At 39.7% G+C, this 21,832-nt stretch carries 19 protein-coding genes; 3 read left to right on the top strand and 16 right to left on the bottom strand.

Annotated features, from left to right (window positions below; all coding sequences use genetic code 11):
* Positions 1-113 precede the first annotated feature (113 nt).
* The 9 genes from LI091_RS04245 to LI091_RS04205 form a co-directional block, all read right to left on the bottom strand.
* Complete coding sequence (locus LI091_RS04245; RefSeq protein WP_114001781.1) at positions 114-638, bottom strand: hypothetical protein; 525 nt, start codon at positions 636-638, stop codon at positions 114-116.
* A 111-nt stretch (positions 639-749) separates the two neighbouring features.
* Positions 750-1,376, bottom strand: coding sequence for a response regulator transcription factor (locus LI091_RS04240; protein WP_021976348.1), 627 nt, complete (start codon positions 1,374-1,376; stop codon positions 750-752).
* Positions 1,324-2,667 carry an ATP-binding protein gene (locus LI091_RS04235; RefSeq protein ID WP_021976347.1) on the bottom strand — a complete coding sequence of 448 codons (1,344 nt, stop codon included), beginning with the start codon at positions 2,665-2,667 and terminating at the stop codon, positions 1,324-1,326. Before LI091_RS04235 ends, LI091_RS04240 begins: the two co-directional genes overlap by 53 nt.
* Positions 2,664-4,331: a histidine kinase N-terminal 7TM domain-containing protein gene (locus LI091_RS04230; protein WP_265190864.1), complete on the bottom strand. Its 1,668-nt coding sequence runs from the start codon at positions 4,329-4,331 to the stop codon at positions 2,664-2,666. The genes LI091_RS04235 and LI091_RS04230 overlap by 4 nt, the downstream gene beginning before the upstream one ends.
* Before the next feature lie 146 nt (positions 4,332-4,477).
* Positions 4,478-5,332, bottom strand: a complete 855-nt coding sequence (locus LI091_RS04225; protein WP_265190863.1) for a DUF4428 domain-containing protein — start codon at positions 5,330-5,332, stop codon at positions 4,478-4,480.
* Between the two features lie 162 nt (positions 5,333-5,494).
* On the bottom strand, positions 5,495-6,352 hold the full coding sequence (locus LI091_RS04220) for a S8 family serine peptidase (RefSeq protein WP_265190862.1): 858 nt from the start codon (positions 6,350-6,352) through the stop codon (positions 5,495-5,497).
* A 107-nt stretch (positions 6,353-6,459) separates the two neighbouring features.
* Positions 6,460-8,052: a recombinase family protein gene (locus tag LI091_RS04215; protein ID WP_005428244.1), complete on the bottom strand. Its 1,593-nt coding sequence runs from the start codon at positions 8,050-8,052 to the stop codon at positions 6,460-6,462.
* Positions 8,049-9,638, bottom strand: a complete 1,590-nt coding sequence (locus LI091_RS04210) for a recombinase family protein (RefSeq protein WP_009245397.1) — start codon at positions 9,636-9,638, stop codon at positions 8,049-8,051. Before LI091_RS04210 ends, LI091_RS04215 begins: the two co-directional genes overlap by 4 nt.
* Positions 9,639-9,714: 76 nt before the next feature.
* Positions 9,715-9,882 (bottom strand): hypothetical protein, encoded by a 168-nt coding sequence (locus LI091_RS04205; RefSeq protein WP_009245398.1) that lies wholly within the window; start codon positions 9,880-9,882, stop codon positions 9,715-9,717.
* A gap of 343 nt (positions 9,883-10,225) precedes the next feature.
* Between LI091_RS04205 and LI091_RS04200 the strand changes: the two genes are divergently transcribed.
* A complete protein-coding gene (locus LI091_RS04200; RefSeq protein WP_005428247.1) occupies positions 10,226-12,469 on the top strand; it encodes a tetratricopeptide repeat protein in 2,244 nt (747 codons plus the stop codon).
* A 336-nt stretch (positions 12,470-12,805) separates the two neighbouring features.
* On the opposite strand, the gene LI091_RS04195 is transcribed toward LI091_RS04200, so the two are convergent.
* The 7 genes from LI091_RS04195 to LI091_RS04165 form a co-directional block, all read right to left on the bottom strand.
* Positions 12,806-14,485 (bottom strand): ABC transporter ATP-binding protein, encoded by a 1,680-nt coding sequence (locus tag LI091_RS04195; RefSeq protein WP_005428253.1) that lies wholly within the window; start codon positions 14,483-14,485, stop codon positions 12,806-12,808.
* 25 nt (positions 14,486-14,510) lie between these two features.
* Positions 14,511-15,605 (bottom strand): S8 family serine peptidase, encoded by a 1,095-nt coding sequence (locus tag LI091_RS04190; protein ID WP_009245400.1) that lies wholly within the window; start codon positions 15,603-15,605, stop codon positions 14,511-14,513.
* Between the two features lie 115 nt (positions 15,606-15,720).
* Positions 15,721-17,241 (bottom strand): DUF6034 family protein, encoded by a 1,521-nt coding sequence (locus LI091_RS04185; RefSeq protein ID WP_117636856.1) that lies wholly within the window; start codon positions 17,239-17,241, stop codon positions 15,721-15,723.
* Between the two features lie 108 nt (positions 17,242-17,349).
* A complete protein-coding gene (locus tag LI091_RS04180; protein WP_265190860.1) occupies positions 17,350-17,670 on the bottom strand; it encodes a hypothetical protein in 321 nt (106 codons plus the stop codon).
* An 18-nt stretch (positions 17,671-17,688) separates the two neighbouring features.
* On the bottom strand, positions 17,689-18,330 hold the full coding sequence (locus LI091_RS04175; protein ID WP_009245407.1) for an ABC transporter ATP-binding protein: 642 nt from the start codon (positions 18,328-18,330) through the stop codon (positions 17,689-17,691).
* 12 nt (positions 18,331-18,342) lie between these two features.
* Positions 18,343-19,236 (bottom strand): hypothetical protein, encoded by an 894-nt coding sequence (locus LI091_RS04170; RefSeq protein WP_005428264.1) that lies wholly within the window; start codon positions 19,234-19,236, stop codon positions 18,343-18,345.
* Positions 19,229-19,984: a hypothetical protein gene (locus LI091_RS04165; protein ID WP_005428267.1), complete on the bottom strand. Its 756-nt coding sequence runs from the start codon at positions 19,982-19,984 to the stop codon at positions 19,229-19,231. The genes LI091_RS04170 and LI091_RS04165 overlap by 8 nt, the downstream gene beginning before the upstream one ends.
* Positions 19,985-20,521: 537 nt before the next feature.
* Here LI091_RS04165 and LI091_RS04160 point away from each other — a divergent pair.
* Together LI091_RS04160 and LI091_RS04155 are read left to right on the top strand one after the other, a co-directional pair.
* Positions 20,522-21,439, top strand: a complete 918-nt coding sequence (locus LI091_RS04160) for a ParM/StbA family protein (RefSeq protein WP_009245410.1) — start codon at positions 20,522-20,524, stop codon at positions 21,437-21,439.
* 3 nt (positions 21,440-21,442) lie between these two features.
* Positions 21,443-21,826, top strand: coding sequence for a hypothetical protein (locus LI091_RS04155; protein ID WP_005428271.1), 384 nt, complete (start codon positions 21,443-21,445; stop codon positions 21,824-21,826).
* Positions 21,827-21,832: the final 6 nt, after the last annotated feature.

Raw genomic sequence — 21,832 nt, 5'->3', positions numbered from 1 at the left:
CGTTAGTTATATGCAACTTATATAATTTTGTTTATAAAATATCCTTTTTATGCATTGAGCATATTGCACAAGGATTTTATCTTTAACAGGGCAGATCCGAAAGGTGTCTTTTGTCATGGGGTAAGACGCTGTCCGCAATATTCACAGGTGCTCAGACGACCTTTTATTACCTGATTCTTTGCACCGCAGCTGGGGCAGGTAACTGTAATATAGATCTTCTCATTTACGCGTCTGTTCGGTGCAGTGATCATAATATAATTTCCTTCTCTGTCTATCTGGATATTCCGGATATATCCCCCCGCAATAAATTTTTCCAGCTTTTTCACTGCACCTTTTCCCAGTTCCTGCTCAAGCTTTTCAAATGAGACGGTATTCTGGGCATAGGATTCAAACCAGCAGGCGATTTCTCCGGCTTTTTTCTTCTTTAATGCTTTTTGAATTTCCCGGAAGGTTGGATATAGAAACAGCAATCCAAGTATGATCTCTGTTGCTGCCATTCCCCAGCGCCCTTCACCGATATACTTCTCCGATGCGCCAATAGCTCCCAGGGAAAAAAGTATAAAAAAGCCACAAAGAACCCATTTCAGTTTCCCCAGTATTCCTGTTTTTTTATTTTTTTCTGTCAAAAAATCGCTCATGTCTGTTTCCTCTTTCCTATTATTCAAAATCTTATGATATATTTGTGAATGCTCCGTCAGCTCACGCCAAACTCCCTCTGTCCGAATATGTTTCTGCATTCTGTGGATCTTCTATTTCAGTGTGGTTACGATCAGTTTACTTTCCAGTGCAGCTGCTATCAGATCCTCTTTGCAGCTGTATCCCGCCTTGGCGATCATTTCCTGAAAATTCCATCTCACCCCAGAAGCAGAACAGTCCATTTTCCTTGCGATCTCGGAATATGACATCCCGTGAATATACAGGCGCAGCATCTCCAGCTGTCTGGGACTGATATCACCGCTTGTGATCCAGTTAAGTTCCACCTCCGGTGCCACATCCGGAAATACATGCTCCCCATTTAACGTTCTGTAGATCACACTCCGTATTTCCTCTTCACCGTGATCCTTATACCATAGACTGTCTGCACATCCGCTCTTTGCTCTTTCCAACACCTTGGGATCGATCAGCGAAGTAACAACCAATACCCTTGTATATGGATATTTTTCCCTGATGATCTTTCCGGCACTCAGCCCATCATGATTATGAAATGTCTGCACATCCATAAGTACAAGATCAATTGCCGAGTAAGAGCAGATCTTTACAGCTTCACAGGCATCCGAAACTGTCTGGACATGTCGGAATTCCGGTTCCCGCATAATAATACTTTCAAAATACTTCTGCATGATCCTCTGATCTTCTACTATCAGTATCCGTACCATAGACTCCCATCCTTTCTGTCAGTGGTATTTTCAACACCAGACAAAACTCCGGCGAAAAAGAAACCTGCATAATACATTTCTCTGACTCCGCAGCTTTTCTCAGTGCAGACAGACCACCACCTTCTTCTGCATTTTTTTCAGGTGCATCTCCATCATTCGTTATCCGGATGCTGTATTCATTTGCACCTTTTTCTATCTTCACCAGAACTGTACTTCCATGGGCATGTCTGGCACAATTTGTCACACATTCACGGATCGCTCTGTCTGTCAGCAGCCTGTAGGAGGGATGTTGAGGAAAATTCCCGCTGATCTGAACATAAATTCCAAGTTCTTCTGCATGCCTGATCGTATCCGCGCATAATTCTTCCATATTCTCAACAGAAGAATCTGTAAGAATATAGACCAGATGCTTTAATGCAGATAGCTGTTCATCCATTTTATCCTGATTTTCTTTTCTTTCCAATATCCTGCGTATTGACAGAAGGCTTCGGCCAAAATTGTCATGAACCTGCATTTTCATGGCAAGTGTCTCCTGCTCTCTTATTTTATCTCCGATTTTTTCATACATTTCCTCCAGCTTATGATTCAGGATTTCCAGCTTTTCATTATTTGCTCTGATCTTTTCACCATTGTAATAAATTTCTGATACATTAACTGCCACTGTCTGCAGATATCCTGCACAATCCGGCTCCTGCAGACGATATTCCTGAAACATCCAGACGGAATCATCCGGAAAATAAAATACATTACTGTCACTATTTAATCTGCGAAGTCCCTCTGCTTCGGATCCTCCATTTATTACTTTCCGCAATGCCTCATAATCCTGCAGATAGGAGCCTGTCATTATCCTGCTCAGTTCATGCATCTTGGCGTTGCATAAAACGATCCTTCCAAGAGGATCCGAAAAACACACCCCACAGGGAACATCATCAACAGCTTCATTCACAGACCAGTAAGACAAAGAATGATGATATCTGCGTCTCTCTCTCCAGATTGCCCAGTAAAGATAAAGCAACAATACCACCATCGCTGCCATCAAAACACTGACCGGACACATCCGGAGCATTAGCTGATATGCGCTTTCCCCCTGGCAATATCTGTGATCATTCATCAGGAACCCCATAAGCATAAAAGAAACTGCAAAAACAGTCACTGCTGTTATAATTTTCTTTTTCCCGTAAAAACAGGTTATCCTGATCAACAGAAGGATCAATTCCAGAATCAGGCAGATCTCAAGAAGGATCATCAGAAAATCCTGCATTGCCATACTGCATTCCGCAAAATCAGTCATCTTCCGCCTCTCTTTCTGAATACGATACATCCGATAAACCATTCGTTTTCATCTTCCTGCTGCACATTTAATTCCGGTCTTTCTGACATTAATCCCCGAAGATCTGCTTCTGCTACAATATGAACCGAGATCCGCAAGGCATCATCGATCTGCGACACACGATAAAAAACAGACTGCATTGTATCAAACAATCGTTCCACAAGCCATTCAAAGGTATCATAGCATTTTAGTATATCATCTGCATTCAGCTGCACTTCACCATTTTCGACATAATAAGCTGCCCGGATCTTACATAATTTTAAGCTGTCACAGGATTCCGCAAGACTCTGTCTGAGATCCTCCATTGTAAGCAGATTTCCGTCTGATGCATATTGTGTCAATACCAGATTTTTTCTTCTTTTTAAATATGTACCAACAACCACGATTTTTCCCAAGATCCGGTCATAGTGTTCCCTTGACTCCGTTCTTTCCAGCTCATCCATCAGCTGTGACAGCAATTCCAGCTGCCCGGCTGTCTGATTCTGTATCATGTTCAGCAGTCGGTTCTGTTCTTCTGTTTTTCTCCGCTCAGCTTCTTTCTGATAGGTTTTCTGCAGCAGACGATTTCTGGCAGTCAGCTCCTCCTGCTGTTCCCGGATATCCTGATACTGATCCAGAAGCACCGAAATATCTTCTGACCAGAACAAATGTCCTCCTCTTATAGGAATATGGTTGATCCGGATTCCCTGTTCCTGTACAGCTGATCTGTTTATTACAATTTTACGCAGTTCCGGTGACAGCTCAGGAAAATCACCGGAATGATAATAACGCTGAAAGGAATCATCCGTAATCTCTGCATCCAGTCCTCCGGAGGTCTGGAATAATTCAAAATATCGATTGTTCGTCTGTATCAGGCCGCATAATATACATCCCTGGTAAATTGCCGCCATCAAAAGGCAGCATACCGCTGTCATATCTCCGGCAATTGTTTTGATCAGAGGCAGACGGAGTAAATTCCCGATATTCCATCCTAGAAGCAATATTCCCGGAATAACCGGCAGCCAAAATTGCTTTCTTCCCGGAATCCTGCTTTTTCTGATCAGCATGATTTCCATCCATATCAGGCAAAATATGATCCATCCCTGGATTACTATAAAAAGAATACCATAGCTGTAATCTCTATCTGAAAGCGGCGGCCGCCCGGAAAACCGAAACACCAGCTGATGCAGATCATTTGTAAAAACACTGATGATCAAAACCACCGCAAAAGCAAGCAAGGCAATAATTTTTCTGAATGTTTTCTCTCCATCCTTTTCCCCTAGAAACATCGCTGCTGCCAGTCCAAGGACCGGGATCAGGATCATCGGGATATAATACAGATACCAGCAGATATGTTCTCCAAGCGGATCATGAAAAATATGAAATTTTACTGTCCGTACAAAAAACCAGAAGACCATCAGACAGCCAATTGCAGTCAGACATCTGCGCGTTTTTCTATGCACTACATGCTTTTCCAGATAAATCACCCAGGCACAATACATTCCCAGATAAATACAGTTACGACACTGATCTGCGAGATTTCTCATAAAAATATTTTCCGGTCTTACCAGCCTGCAGAAATACGCCAGAAATACACTTATCAGGATTCCTCCATACGACAGTGCCCTTTTTTTATTGTATGTCATGAAAATTCCTCTCTCATTAATACACCTCTGTGATAAGTATACTATAAAGCTATATTTTATTATATAGTTTTCAGAGAAACCATCCATTCTCAACCCCTGTTATCACAAACAGAGTGAACAATTCTGTCCACTCTGTCTATCATCACTCAAAATGGTCTTGGCTGGCCACAGTATTCGCAAAACCTTCCGGTATTCTCTGCACCGCACTGACATTTCCACAAACCGCCGGGCTGCTGCATTCCGTTGTTCATCTGCATCCCGGGTTGCTGCATTCCACTGTTCATGTACATCCCGGACTGCTGCATTCCGCTGTTCATGTTCATCCCGGACTGCTGCATTCCATTGTTCATGTACATCCCGGACTGCTGCATTCCGCTGCTCATGTTCATCCCAGGCTGCTGCATTCCAACCGCATTTGGTGTCAGGGCGGCTATGATCTGATGACCTGTCTGCTCCACTTCCATCAATTCACCTCTGTTATCGCTGCTTATGGAAAAAGTATTCAAACGAAAATCCATATCATCAAACCATGGATTTTTTACCTTAATACGCATAGTATAATCAAATTCATACTTATATACCGGTGGCTGATAGCTTACGGTTTCTCCATCCTTTGTTGTATATGTTTCCTCGTTCTGCTGTCGCTCTACATCAACTCTGCACTGCACAACAGCGGATAAAGGAACTATATCCGGATTTTCATTGACATCCAGCTTCCGTGCAACAGTAAAATTCCCCTTATTATCATCAATAAAAACATTGTAATTTCTGGTATTGATCTGACGTGTTATACAAAAATCCATTACGGCTTTTTTGTTTTTTTCACGATATTCCAGTTGACGTTTTATATCCTCTACCGTACTGTGCCGCCGGTCTTCAAACCATGGTGACAATTTTTTTGCACAATCCTTACACAGATTTCCGTCATCCAGTTTTCTGTTGCCTAATAAACCTATTTTCTCTCCGCAGATATCACAGATCTTCTTATCAAATAATCCCATACCCAATCCTCCTTCTTTTTATATTTGTGTTTTTGTTTATCTACATTATGCGTGAATGCTTCGCCATTTGCACTAGCATCTCTGACAGTAACTGAATTCATCTTCCTATCAATGTCAGGATCATAAGGCTCGTATCTGAAAATCCTGTCCGTTTCTATATATTCAGGATATGCCGTATGGGATACTCTCTGCCAGACACAACCGTCCCCATCCCACCTCCACATTCGGATATTCCTCATATCCGCCCACACTCTGTGCGCCTTTCCTCAGATACGCCTTCACCTTTTCCCCATAAAGAAACGGATCATTTCCTTTCACGATCCCCCATTCCATAAGCAGAGCTGCGCTTCCGCTGACAAAGGGTGCCGCAAAGGAGGTTCCGGTGACAGTGGCGTAGCCTCCGCCGGGAACCGGGGCGGAGATGGATACACCGGGAGCTGCGAGGTCAGGCTTCCGGATCGGCAGGAACTGACTTCCCCTTCCGGAAAAATCTGCGTAGGCATTCTGTCTGGAATCATAAGCTCCAACAGAAATAACTTTTCCGGCAGTGGAAGGAATCGTCAAAGTTCCCACAGCCCGAGGAGAATAAAACCCGGTTCCGCGATTCAGTACATTTCCACCCGGCAGCCAGAGGAAATACTGCCCGGAGCGCACACGTTTTCCACTTAAAAGAACTTTCCAGACACCGCTGTCCACATAATTACCCTCAGGAATGAAATCTATGTAGATTTCCTGGGACAGCTGATAGGGACCGGGTTTTCCATAATAGATCAAAAGCTCTGTATTTTCCAGCAGATGCCGCTGTGGCCCCAGCCTTTCATATAATGGACCGATCCGTTCTCCGGACGGACTTTCCAGATAAATTTCCATCTCATCTTCATAATCCTTCCATAACTGTACATTTAATGTGGGCTCAAAAGCTCCCACCGCCAGCTGGATTTCTTCTGTTTTCCCCTGCTGCAGGATTCCTCCTGCATGCCAGGGCTGACTGCCGTTATTTCCGGTTCCTGTAACGATCACAGTCCGCCCCATGGCCGCAACTGTATCAATGTAATTTTCCAGAAGGGAATCCCCTCTGTGTGTTCATTATAACTAGGGGAAAATTACTGTAAAAAAATTTGCAGTCTTTACACTGCCTGTTTTTCTACCGGATAAGGCGACTGATACTTAAATACAATATCAATGCTCTTATCTCCATTCACAACAATTTTTTCAATCAATTCTGTCACAATTTCTCTTGTCACTTCGGATAATGTTCCATACTTGATAAATTTCTCTATCCAGTTTTCATAAGATTCTTCTGCCTCTCCAAAGCTGTCTTTCTCTTGTTCTGCCAACTGAATCTTCGCCCTGATATCTTTATCCTGCTTTTCATATTCTGCCTTATAGGAGAGATATTCTTCTTTATCCAGAACACCATCTACATAATTTTCGTAAGTTTTCTTTTTATACTTTTGGACAGCCGCAAGTTCTTTTTGTAACCGTTCAATCTGCTGGTCTGCTTCTGCACATCGTCTCTGCACCTCCTTCTTCCTATCTGCTACTTTTAATATTTCATCCTTATCACTTTCTTTCAGTGCCAGTTCCGCTTGTCTTTGGATTTCATTTTTTACAATAGAATCCAATACTTCTTTTTTAATGAAATGAGAATAACAAACTGTGTTTCCTTTTTTGTGATAGGTACCGCACTCATAACCGTCCCGACAAGTAACCCTCTGGAAATTATATCCGCAATCTCCACAAACAATAATTCCTGCGTATGGATTTACCTTTCTCACTTCGCTATTAAATCCCGGTGTCCGTGTTCTTTTCTTCATAAGTTCCTGTACCTGCTCAAAAGTATCTTTGCTAATAATTGCTTCGTGCATTCCTTCCACAATATACTGCTGTTCCTCTGGAATATATTGATACTTTTCCACTTTATAGGATATCTTTTCTGATTTATGCTGTACCATAGCCCCTGTATAAACTCTGTTTCGCAAAATTACATTGATCGTAGGATATGCCCAGCCCTTTGCACCCGCTTTTTCTAATGCATTGGCATATTTCAATCCCTGCACCTTTCTCTTATACTCTGACGGTGTCAGAATTCCTTCCTGATTCAGTTTCTTTGCAATACCATCCCTGGAATATCCTTCCAAACTCATATAAAAGATTCTCCGTACCACTTTAGCTGCTTCTTCATCTACAAGAAAATGATGCTTATCTGCCGGATCTTTTACATATCCATATGGGGCAAACCCAGACATAAACTGTCCCCGTTTCTTCTGGGCGGTCAATGCACCTCTGATTTTCTTAGATATATCACGACTATACATATCATTAAACAACGTCTTAAACTGTGCCAATTCTTCATTACTGTGATGAACAGAATCCACGCCATCCAAAATTGCAATATAACGCACACCCAAAGATGGAAAAACACGCTCAATATAGTTACTGGTTTCAATATGTTCACGCCCAAGCCGGGAAATATCTTTCGTAATAACGCCTTGAATTTTCCCTTTGTAGATATCCTCCATCATCCGCTGAAATTCCGGTCTATTCGCAAAATAAAGCCCCGAATAACCGTCATCAATATAAATATCTGCGATTTCCAGATCCTCTGATTTAGTCACATACTCACGAATCAGTTTCATCTGATTTTCAATACTCTCACTAACTTTATTCTCTCCATCATCCTTCGACAGACGACAATATACACCCATCTGATACATCATATCACCCCATCTTTCTCAAGTATTCTATCTGGTGAACTCTCTACTGAAGCAAACTTAAAATATATATCTATTTTCTGCTCTGGATATACATAAATTTTATCAACTAACTCCACAAGCGCTTCTCTGGTAAGCTGCTTTACCGTTATTCTTCTGCGATTAAAGTGCTCCAACCATATCTTTGTTTCATTGACCGCCGCCCGCTGCCTTTGCTCTTCATGGTTCAGTTCTGATAATTCTTTTTGATATTTCTGATTCTCTGTTTCATACATCTGTTTTAATTCCAGATATTCCTCTTTGGAAAGTACTTCATCCATAAACTGTTCATATGCTCGTTTCCGGTATTCCAGATTTCTTTCTATTTTTGCCTGCAATTTTGCAATTTTACCATCCAGTTCCGGCTGTTTCTGTCTGATCTGAGTTTCCAGATTCTTCATATCCATCTTCATCTGTTTCAATTGCTGGTTGATTGCAAATACAACCAGTTCATCCAGCTTTTCAAATGTAATATGATTCAGCTCACAGTAATTCTGCCCCTGCTTCTGATGAAAACCACACATATATCCGTCATAGTCTTTATGAGATGCCAGATAACGTTTTCGCATGGCTGTTTTACATTTCCCACAAAAGAGCAGTCCCACATATTTATGTGGTTCATTGTTTTTATCAAAATAGGAAACTCTGCGCCCCTTTCTTATTTGCTGAACCCTATCAAACTCTTCTTTAGAAATGATTGCCTCATGTGCATCCGGCACCAGCTCCATTTCTTCCAGGGGAATTGCCTTTTTGTATTTCAGCTTATAAGACGGTCTTTCATGTTTCCGAATCACAACCGCCCCAGTATAGACCGGATTCTTTAAAATTCCACTTACAGTAGACGATGTCCACAGACCTTTTCCCGAATCCCATACATAATTGGTTTTTAAAACTTCCTTTTTATATTTTGCGGGACAAGGGATTTCATCTTCATTCAAAGTCCTGCAAATAACCGTACAGCCAAATCCATTTTGATACATTCTGTAAATTCTTCGAACAACCTCGGCTGCATAAGGATCAATTTCCAGATGATTATGAATTGTTTTACTTTTCACATATCCAAAGGGGGGCTGTTTCGGAGTATATTCGCCCATACTTCTTTTGGTCTGAATCGTTGTCTTAATCTTTCTGGATGTATCTCTCAAATACATATCATTCAGCAAAGTTTTTATTTCTAACATTTCATCATAAGTTCCAACGGCTGAATCATAATTATCCAGAATCGAAACAATCCGAATCTGTTTCTCCGGGAAATATTTGCCTAGATAATAGTTGGTATCAATATGTTCTCTTCCAAGTCGAGATACGTCCTTAAAAATCACCATATTGATAACACCAAGCTCAATATCTGCCAGCATCCTCCGAAATTCAGTTCTTTCAAAATTACTTCCAGAAGCCCCATCGTCTACATAAACTTTTTTCTCTGCAATATCTTTATTCTCTGCAATATAATCTCTTGCCATCTGAATCTGAGAGTGAATACTATTGCTGTATTCACCCTCTTTATTTTGCTCTTCAATGGAAATTCGGCAATAAATTCCTGCCTGATACATTCTATCCCTCTTTTCATCGGTCTTGCGTAGTCATTGTCTTTAATTGTCTTTATTTTACAACAAGAACTTAAGAAAATCAACCTGCAATTTTTCGTTCAGTAAGATTCTGAATGCACTGGATCAATGTCTTTTCCCCATTAAAATGCACTCGAATCTGATATCCTGCATGTTCATAGCTTACATTCTCTTTTTGGATTTCTTTTTTTGTATCCAGAACTTCTACAGAATCAAATAACGTATTCATGCTATATGCCTCCTTCAGCATACAGTTCTCTCTACATCCTATGCCGGCAGGATTGTACAAAAGTTCTGTATGAATTGAATTCGGCTTTCGAAAGCCTGATTACATTCTAAAATTATTCTGCACCAATCACATTGAATTGAAATTGACCGCAGATTGAGTTTTTAAGATTCATTTTCTTCCTATACAGTATCAATTCCTATTGTCCAGAACATTTGTTCGTGTTATAATAAAAAGACTTTAAGAATATAAAACACGAAAACCAAAGGAGGGATTTCTGTTGGAACGATGTGATTTTTCTTCTATTAGCACATGCCTAAAAAATCAAATCAGTGAAAGCAATCAGATGAACCAACCTGATTTTTTATACGAATTATTTGAAGATTTTATGAATGATCCGATAAATGAAGATTTTTCTATGGATAATGGTCTAATTTGCCGCTGGATAACCGGACAAGCAAAAATCAGTCCCAAAATAACCTCATATTATGCAAAACCCAGCAATCAGAAAAAACTGGCAACAACCATTCAGCGGAACTTACTTCCCTTAATGGCAGACTGCAACATGGTTATACAGGACATTTACACGTTATTCATACAGGACGATACGATTTCGGATACAAAAAAGCAGGAACTTGTATCTCTATATAAACCTTCTGATTCAAGGCTGTTGTTTTTAGCAAAAGTACTTTCTTTTGGTATGGAACGGCAATTTATTAAACGTGATACAAGAAATCAAAAACTGATTGCAGGAGGTGTTCTATCTCCGATTGTTCTGGATTACATTATGGACAGCGAAGTCCCAAAACCATGCCGTCATTTTCTAGGAAGAGAAGAAGAACTGGATGAACTCCATACTTTGTTTGAAGAGAACCGACATATATTTCTTTATGGAATTGCCGGAATTGGAAAAAGCGAGCTTGCTAAAGCCTATGCAAAGCAATACAGAAAACAGTACACCAATATTCTCTATATGGAATACACCGGTAATCTATATCAAGATATTGTAGACATGGATTTTATTGATGATCCACCAGAAATCAGTGAGCAGGAACGTTTTCAAAGACATAACCGTTTCTTACGCTCTTTGAAATCTGATACACTGCTGATCATAGACAATTTTAATGTCACATCCACACAGGACAGTTGCCTGTCAGTCGTATTAAAATACCGTTGCCGGGTTTTATTTACAACCAGAAGCCAACTGTCTGAATACTGTAGTTTTCAATTAAAAGAACTGAAAGATATACCCACTCTTTTTCAACTGACATCTGTATTTTATTCAGAAGCAGAGGAAAACCGGGCAATCGTAGAAAAAATCATAGAAACTGTACACTACCATACTTTTGCTGTCGAACTGGCAGCCAAACTTCTGGAAAATGGAATTTTAACTCCAGAGCAATTATTGATAAAACTTCAAGAGGAAAAGGCTTCTCTTCATAATGAAGATAAGATTAAAGTAATGAAAGATGGTCAGAGCAAAAAAGCCACCTATTACAACCATATCCATACCCTGTTTTCGTTATACTCCTTATCACGGAAACAGCAGGATATTATGTGCAATATGTGTTTTATGCCTTCATCTGGTATTTCTGCCCGTATATTTTCCAAATGGCTGGAGCTGCCTACTTTAAATGACGTGAATGATCTGATCGAGACAGGTTTTGTACAGTCAAGTCTCCGGCATACTATTTCTCTGCATCCAATGATTCAGGAAATTGCAGTTTCCGAGACCGCACCTTCTGTTACAAGCTGCCACACGTTATTGGATTCTCTGCAAAAAATATGTTTGATGCATGGCATTGAAGTTAGCTATTATAAAAAATTATTTCAAACAGTAGAAAACATCATGCTTTTCATTGAAAAGGACGATATTCCCCAATACCTGTTATTTTTAGAAGATGTTTTTCCATATATGGAGAAGTACCACTATCAAAAGGGTATGAAAAAAATCATCCAGGAACTACAGCATTTTATAAAAGCAAATACTTACGGGACTGCATCTGACCGTGCCTTACTATTGGATTATCAGGCAACTCTGGAACCCAAAACAGAAAAAGCGATAAAATTAGAAAAAGAAGCACTTGCTCAAATAAAAGAAACCACAAAAGAAAATGCCCACCTGGTTTCCAACCTCCATTCCAATCTTGGAGGGCTTTACCGAATCAACGGACAACTTGATCTCGCTAAAAGGCACATGAAAATGGGTATCTCTCTTTTACAACAATACCAGCTTCTTTATACTAATGACAGTATTCCTCAGATTAATAATTATGCTGTCCTCTTAATTGAAATACAAGAACCTGACCTTGCCCTGTCTGCTCTTCAGAAATTAGCACAGATTATCAAAGAATATAATTCAAACCACTGTTTGGATTATGCCCAGGTACAGGAATCCCTTGGAAGTATCTGCCTGATCACTGCAAATATTTCGCAAGCGAAAACCCATTTTAAAAAAGCCTTGAAAATTTATGAGGATATATGGGCAGACGAACCCGAATTGATTGAAGAAAAATATCAAGCAATTCAAGAATTGTATCCACAAGCTGGAATTGCTCTGGCAAAAAGTATTCTTCTCACCAAGCACTAACGGTTCCTACAAACACTTGTAAAATATATTGCCTCAATAATGTAAACGCCTAGTTTTGAGATACACTCCAAGACTAGGCGCTTGTCCATTTCCATTTTTTCTTAGACATGGAGCGTTTACATAAGGATCACTTTTCTTTTTTTGACACTTTTCGCTCCTCCTATCTCAAATTTTTTATAGTCTAGGTATATTGCCTTCATCAATGCCTGAGAACTTGTAAATATGCTCCTCTGCTTGTTCAATCTGCGATACATTACAATCATCTCGTCATCAACCTACTGTTTGATACAATATGTCAAATGCATAGTGGCTCAGTTCTATTAGAAATTTATATCTCTAACTCCGCACCAATTCTAAAATTCCTTTTGAAAGGCGATATACTTTATCAACACTTTCCAGTTCTTTATACTTATGCGTAATAAAAACGATAGTCTTATTTTTTAATTCACTATGTAATAACTCACGTAAAGCTTCATTTGATTCAACATCAAATCCTTCTGTAGCCTCATCCATAAGTAAAATGTCTGCATTTTTCAGCAGAGCCCTAGCTACAGCTATCTTTTGTCTTTCTCCTCCAGAAAGTTTTGCACCATCTTGTCCAATTTTTTGTCCAAATCCATGATCCAATTTTTCAATAAAACCTAAAGCACCACTTTTTCTACATGCTTCAACAACTGCATCTCTTGACGCCTTTCCATCGATATTAACATTCTCCTCTATAGTCCCTTGGAATAGATATGGTCTTTGGCTTATAACCGCAATTCTATTTCTCATATCTTGTATATCCATCAATTCCACAGGAGCTCCATACAATTTTATTATTCCTTTTTGTGGCCGGTAGAATCCCGCCAAAAGGTTCAAAAGTGTTGATTTGCCACTTCCATTTTCTCCTACGATCGCAATTCGTTCCCCTTTTTTTACACATAGTGAAATACCATTTAAAATAGGGTGTCCTGGTTCATAACCAAAGACAAGATTTTTTACTTCAAAAACCATATCCCTATCTTGATAAATTTTCTCAGGTTTCATTTCACATAATTTCATTTCCAATTCTTCCGGTTGTCCCCATAACTCAAAAAGACGTTTTGCCGATGGCTCAATTTGCGCAAAATAATATTTAATGTTTATCAATGCTGAAATTGGATTTACAACATATGCACTATATGTAATAAAAGCAAATGCTCCGCCTATAGTGAATTCTCCTTTTATTATAAAAAGCCCACTTAATATATATAATAACGCATTTACAACCGTGTCTATTACTACAACACTGACAGTACTATATTCATCTAGCATTGCGTTCTTTTTATATGAATCCATCAAATCTTTTTGCAGACCTTCAAATTGAGATTTTTTTACCTGAAACAGATTCCAGAGCTTCATTTCATGAATTCCATTTATACACTCGGCAAACCAACTCATAAACTTTCGTTTATCCTCAATCCACTGTTCAAACACTTCCCGTTTCTTGTTTGCACAATAGGACACTATTATAAATTTCAGTGGAATAATTGCTTCTATCAATATTGCTAATTTCCAGTCTAATAAGGACAGCCCAACTACTCCTCCTATTATTTGGAGAATTGATGATATAGAAAACTGAGTAATCTGATCCACAACAGATGACACATTATCAATATCCATACCAATTGTATTTATAATCTCTGCACTTCCTCTTTCAGCAAAATACTGTATTTTCATCCTATTGATTTTCCAGTAAGTCTTTTTATAGAGAGAATGTGTAAACTGATTATGTACATTTGAAAATAATTTTGTTTGGATTATATTTAACTCTTGCTGGGTTAAAGAAATTATTATTAATATAACAGAAAATAAAAGAATGTATTTCATGTTTTTCTGCAATATACCACAATCTGTTATTTGTCTTATAAGCAGTGGGTGTATAAACGTTATGAATGATGAACCCAAAAGGCAACAGATAATCCCTGGAAAATACTTTTTATATTCACACAACATTTTACAAATTCGATACCATGTTTTCCCATTTTCTCTCATATCCAATTGCCATCCTCACTATTCGTTAAGCAAAATATTGACAAACAAGCTCATATATATCCTCTATATTGTAAGTTATTCCTATTCGATCTTCTGCATACAATTCATACATATTATTTTTACGCACAATATACATATCTATATCTGATGCCTTACTACTTTCAAATATTTCTTCCTCTTGATTCAAAAGAATAATATCAGGTTCATAAGCTATATATACTGTATAAAGGATATCGTTCAATGACTCATTGGAATCGTCATAATATTCTAAAGGAATTACATTTTCATCTAAAGGATTTTTCTGCAGATTTATTGCGTAATAACCGTTCTGACTAAACATCACTTTTAGCTGTATCATTTCCTCGTAATCTAAATCAATACCGGCAATTACCGGTATCTCTATATTGGTTTTATCCCTTATTACATTTTCTAGTATATCCGGATAATCAGATTTATGCGTTGCTATAGTCATCAAAAAGTCCATAACATCATCAAATCCTGCTGTGGGCTTTCTGTTTAAATATGTAGCAATATGTCCAGTGACAACAGGAGCCGCATAACTATTGGCTTGATTTACGATCCCATTCCACGAAAAATTTGCTATAATAGAATTCTCAATATTATAACCTTTTTGTTCTTGAAACAGAATTTGACCATTTCCCAAAAGACCATAACGATCCTGCCTGACACCAAAAACACCTGGATATGCAGCTGGATAAGTCTTTATATTTCTGTTATGATATGCTGCTACTATAATCGCATCAGCATCAAGTAATCTTTTTATTTGAATCCATAAGGGTTTAATATCAAAATAATTGATTGTTCCAAGACTCATGTGAATTAACTTTATTTTATTTTGAATACACCATTCCAAAGCTTCCAGCAAAACTGTGATCTGTGTTGTTCCTGCAGAGTCAGTCACATTCAAGTCCCATAATTCTATATCACTACATATGCTTGTGATAATTCCGACGCATACAGCGCCATGGAATGATTTATCGTCTTTATACTCACTTGGATCGCATTTAGAAGCCAAAAAAGATTTATGAACAATCCTTTGATTCCTGTTATTTCTCATATGATAAGGTATACCGTTATCAATCAATGCGAGCTTAATCATTTGCACTATTCCTATTCTTACCTGTTATATATCCAAGCCAAATATCGCATATTTATTATTCTCATGATAAACCTTGTAATTCTATGGTCAATAAAAATTCAAGTGTCGCTGAACCCTAATATGCTTCTCCAATCACACTGCCATCATAAGCATTGATCACATAAGAAAGCTCCTGTAGAGAATTTCCACCAATACTTTCCCTGACAGTAAAAATCCATGCTGGAACCAACCATGCGTGTTTCGGCTCCTGATAGGCTGTGGTATAAGTATACTGCAATTTTGCGTTTACCACATCATACTCCAGTGCGGTAGTGTCGTTGGCAGACTGGCCTTTTCCGGAATACCAATAAAAAATCTGATCTGTCAGCTTTGCCTGTATTTTTTCAAAAGGCAGAAGCTTTGTATTTTCCGTCACCGTACAGACTTCTTCCGATATCCCATCCCATTTAAAATATTTAATTCCTTCCTCTGTTATCAGAATAGAGATTGTTTCTACCTGGAACGGAGGCACATAACTATCCACTGTTTCTTCCGCAACCACGCCATCAGGAACTGAAGTAATACCCTCTACACTTTTCGAAAAACAATACAGATATCCCGGTAATCCTCTATCCAGATCTCCCTGCCACAAAGCATCACTACCAAGTCCCAGACCATTGCGCTCTGAACATGCGCCATTCGGGAACCACACGGTACGATCAGAATCTACAAGGCCCATTCCATCGATACCTAAATCCTCTAAAACTTGTTCTGCCTGTTCCTTTCCATCTTCCTCTGTAAAGGTGATCTTGTCCATGCACTTTCGATACGCATCTGCCAGTTCATGAAATTTCTCTGTATAGCCGTTGGTATCCATGCCAAAGCTACTGTAATACTCACTCTGCATTTCCTCAGTTTCTATTGTTTCTTCTTCTATAAAATTAGAACCCTCCATCCAGAGAAAACTACTGTCATTGTCAATTTCCTGATTATACCGCTCTGCTTCTATATATGCCTTCCTGTCCTCGCCCACATCTGCAGTAAAATAATCCTCTGTATCTGTGTTTTCCAATTCAGTACTCATCCAACTCCGTGCCGCTTCCACACCGTGATCCTCTGTTTTTTTTTGAAATTTTATCTCCATCTTTTCCGGTGCAGACGCTTCATCCGGTGCAAGCTCCATCCCCTCTCGGGTTGCGTTTTGAATCCCTGCAATCGATGTAGAATATGCTGATTGCAAGTAACTTCCTTCCTTGCTGGAAATCCTGTCTAACACTTCCTGATACGCATCCTTTGTCACCATCTGTGGCATATATAGTTCCTCACCGTCCGTAAAATAATCAATCAATCCATTCAGTTCTTCCTGCGTTAACTCGTGATTTTGCATCTCTATGACTGGAAGATTGCCAATGCTTTGTTCGGCCAACTTAATATCTGCCTGGATAACCACACGGTCGTTGCTTTTCTTTTCTTCAAATTTCCAATGCGTTGGAACATTTGTCTCTCTCTTTTCTCCTTTTTTAAGAGGTTCACAGACAGCCGCCTCGCTAATCCCATCCACTTTGCTGACTACCGAACTCTCCTCTGGTGTTTCCTGACAGCTGGAAAGAATAATACACAACGCACCTACCATAATTGCTAAAACACTTTTTTTCATTTTTCCTCCATATATCTTATAGAATTGTCGCTTTTTCACGAAACTTCAATTATAAACTCTTTAACTTATAAATACCTTCCTGACACTATTAACGTTTTCGTATATTTTTTAGAAACAGACTACCTTATTTATTTTAATGTATAAATTACACTGCTGAGTTACCTGCAAAATCAGATTGCCCATATAATGTTCTGCCAACAAATGTAAGTTTTCTGTCTCAGGATGCTCAATTTCTTCTATCGCAGTCTCACGCAATAATCCGCTTTTCACAAACCGTCTTAACACTCCATCAGGAACCAATTTTGTCTTTTCCACAGTTTTTAATATCTGATATTCTTCATCATTCACCATAACTACAGAATCCAAAGAACGATCATAAAAATATTTCTGCATTGGTGTTTGAATGCATTTAATTAATACCTTTCCCATATTCTTTCCCCCGTATTTTTATTTTATCTGCGTCAGGACACCTGCATCCATCTCACAGATCGTATCGCAGAGCCATTCGATCTCCAGCATGTTATGTGCTGCGATAAGAATAGTCTTCCCTCGTTCCTTTAATCCCCGCAAAAGCTCGCAGACCTCTCCTGCCCCCTGCTTGTCCAGACCATTAAAAGGCTCGTCCAATATCAAAAGCTCCGGATCTTCCATGATTGCCTGTGCGATACCAAGACGTTCACGCATTCCAAGAGAATACTGTCCTACCTTCTTTTTAGACAGAGGATCAAGCCCTAGGGCACGCATCGTCGCCCTCACATCGTCATCGGAAATACGGTGTTTCAGAGACGCCAGTCTCTTTAAATTCGCAAAACCGCTGAGATCCAGAAAGAAGCCAGGGTTTTCAATGATAATGCCTACGGAATCTGGAAAGTCCAGCTCCTTCCCGATCTGTTTTCCCCCTACGAGCACTGTGCCGCTCTCAGGTTGTAAAAATCCACAGATGCATTTAAACATTACGGTTTTCCCTGAACCGTTAAACCCCATAATCCCATGAATCTTCCCTTTTTCAAAATCATGGGTAATGTTCTTTAATACTTTTTCTTTTTGAAAGGATTTTGTCAGTCCCTTCAACCTGATTGCATATTCCATTTTGCCCTCCATTTATTCGTTTGTCTGCGTAAAAGAGAAATTATAGCCCTTAATTCGGACGGCTGACAAGCCGATCAGCGCTATGATTAATATTGCAAATATGAACATGCTCATCCCGATCCCTGGCAGGTAATCATAACCAAAGCTGTGCATGGGAAAGGTAGCTTGGTTCAACGGAGACAGCCAGCCGCAGAACACGTTCGCCCTATATTCCTGACTTTCTGTAAAATGAAACAGTTTCCGGAAAACATCTGGGTTCAGCAGGAGCCCATACAGACTGACTGCAAAAGCACCGATCACCCCTGCCATATTTCCCGCAGCCAGATTTAAAAACAACATGAGAACTGCGATAAAAAGAGTATATAAAAGTACAAGTCCAAACACTATTGCTGCGCACATATAAGGAGTTGAGCTTTCCATTGTTTTTATGGAAACAGGAACGGTTATGCTCTCCCCACCGCCATAGCCCAACATTGCCGCTGTTTCGCTCCACACATTTCCCGTAAAGGAAAAGGGAGCTCCCATAATTCCAAGCATCACAGCCAAAAAAATATTATAGATCACAGTCGCCAGGATCACATAGATAATCTGACCCGCAAGCCATATCTTCCGTTTTGTGCGTACAAGCCAATACGGAGTTGCCTGACTGATAAATGGCATGTCCGCAAAGAGCAGGATTAAAAGCAGGGAGGACAGCATAACAGAGGATGCATCCCCATATGTCCAAATAAACGGCTCGAATACCTGAAGGATTGTCTCATATTTTATCGCATGGGAAATAATCTGATCCGACAGCATCAGACATAATATAGCTGCCAAAATAAAGGTCATCCAGATCCTCGGACTTTTTTTCCATCCATAGAAATTCTGGCCTGCAATCCAAAAAGCCTGTTTAATATCACGCATACCGCAACCTTCTTTCTATTGCGCACATAAAGATCAGTGCCGTTAAAAAACTTCCAACCGCTAATATAGCAATGCAGAAGATATCATTGTAGTAAATAGACGCCGCCCAATAGCGGGGACTCAGAAAGAATGCTTTTTGATAGTAACGCTCCTGAAATACGGTCAGGACATAATAAAGAATAAAAGGAACGGCATAGGACATATAGCGATTTTTTGTTATGACAGCCGACGTACCGCCAATTAGCGCCCAAAAAGCGCCATTTAAAAACAATCTCAGAAAGCTTACCGCCGTTCTGCCCACAAGCACTGCCATCTCATAATTTCCGTCAATCAGAGAAGGATACTGACCGAACCTCAGTATACAGATTACAAGAAGGAACACCATGGCTAAAAAAGCTGTCAAACCTCCGGAGACCAACAATCCTGCTGCTTTTCCTACGAGATACTGTTTTCTCCCTGAACGGATATAACTGAACAGAAAAAAACGACTGTGCAGCTCAGCCTCCGTATTCTCTCCACCCGCAAAAGCAACGGCAATGGGAACAAACAGAAGCATATTAACGCTGTTCATACAATAGGTGTATGCTACGAACCAGCCTGGTCCTTCTGCAGATCCGCCTGCATTTATGATCTTCTGCAACATCTCATGCTCAGACATCAGGGTAGCCGAAACGATTAGAAAAATCCCCAAAATAAAGCGAATGCTTCGAATATTGTTTTTTATGTCCGTTGCCAACACATTTCTCATACGCTTTTCTCCTCACTTCAAACAGCTATAGACTTGATTTTTTTATTTTTATAAAATCCTAGTTTTTTGCAATAATATCACTATTTGTATAAAACTACACTCCTTATCAAACAACAGTTAAGGACTTGCAAAAACTGTTGTTCCTACTGAAAGCATTGCAACAGCTGTAAAAATTGATAATATTTTAAATTTTCTATTATTCTAAGTTCTACAAATACATAAGCCGCCAGTTAAGTACGATTAGTTTTATTATAATTCAATAAATTCCATCCAACTTTCCACATTTTATTGTACAATTTTACCATTTATATAATAACATGTCAACATTTAATGAACGTTTATAACAAAAAAATGCAGGGCTATAAAAAACTAAAGAAATTGCTCTATTTTACAAAATTATATCCTATTTTTCAATTCCAACTCAATTTTCCCTCAATGTCTTTTTCCTCCAACTTTCGTATGCTTATCTCACAGCAAAGCAGTACCACACCGGTACAGCCTGCTGAATTAATCAATACGAAAATGGAGGTGTTTTTTATGCGAGAACTCAGAAACACAAAAATCATTGCTGTAGATCACGGCTACGGCAACATGAAAACAGCAAATACCGTCACACCAACCGGAATCAAAGCCTATGAAACAGAACCCATCTTCACCGGGAATATTCTGGAATATAACGGCATTTACTACCGGATTGGCGAAGGACACAAAGAATTTATCCCAGATAAAGCTATGGACGAAGAATATTATCTTCTAACTCTCATGGCGATTGCAAGGGAACTGAATGTCTTTTCCATCCGTGAAGCAGACGTTCATCTGGCTGCCGGGCTTCCTCTGACATGGATCAGAAACCAGAGAGAAGATTTCCGTTCCTATCTGCTCCAGAATCCAGAAGTCCATTACCGATTTAACAGCAAAGAGTATCATCTCCGTTTTGTGGGATGCAGCCTTTACCCGCAGGGATATCCGGCTATCGTAAACCGACTTGGAGATTTCAAGGGGACAAATCTTCTTGCAGATATCGGCAACGGAACCATGAACATTCTGTATATCAATAATAAGAAAGCACAGGAAAGCCGGTGCTGGACAGAAAAGTTTGGCGTAAACCAATGCATGATTGCCGCTAAAAACGCTGTTCTGGACAACTTCGGAGTAAAGATTGAAGAATCTACCGTAGAGCAGATTCTGCGGTTTGGAACCGCTGACATTTCAGCGTCTTATCTGGATTGTATTACTGCTGTTGCCAGACAGTATGTCACAGATATTTTTGCCACGCTCCGCAAATATGAATACAATCCTGGCCTGATGCGCCTGTATGTGGTCGGAGGCGGTGGATGCCTGATCCGTAACTTTGGAGCGTATGACAAATCACGAGTTACCATCCTTGATGATATCTGTGCCACTGCCAAAGGTTATGAATCTCTGGCTTATATGAGCCTGAAAAGGAGGGGATAAGCCATGCAGAACCATATCCGCAACACAAACCTGCGATTTAATCTGGACAAAGACCAGCAGCGGAGAGCCTGGGAATATTTACAGACGATGGACAGACAGAATTTTAAATCTTACAGCCAGGTAATCTCCCTTGCACTGGTCGATTATTTTGACCGCTACTACCGCACTCAGGCTGATCCCTATCTGGAAACAAGGGAACGGGAAGAACTTTTTGTGAAACAGATTGTAGAAGCAGTAGAACACAGCCTGAAACAGTCATTGCCGATTTTTCTGTCCGGGCTGACTGCAGGCATGTTGGAAAGGGAATCCCCCATCAGGATGCCCTTTCCAGCTCCTGAAAAAGAACAGCCGGATCGTGATATAGACTGGGATTTTCTTGGAGAATAAACCATT

The organism is Blautia sp. MSK20_18 (genome assembly GCF_020553125.1).
Taxonomy (GTDB): Bacteria; Bacillota; Clostridia; order Lachnospirales; family Lachnospiraceae; genus Blautia_A; species Blautia_A fusiformis.
This window is presented reverse-complemented; position numbering and strand designations above follow the sequence as displayed.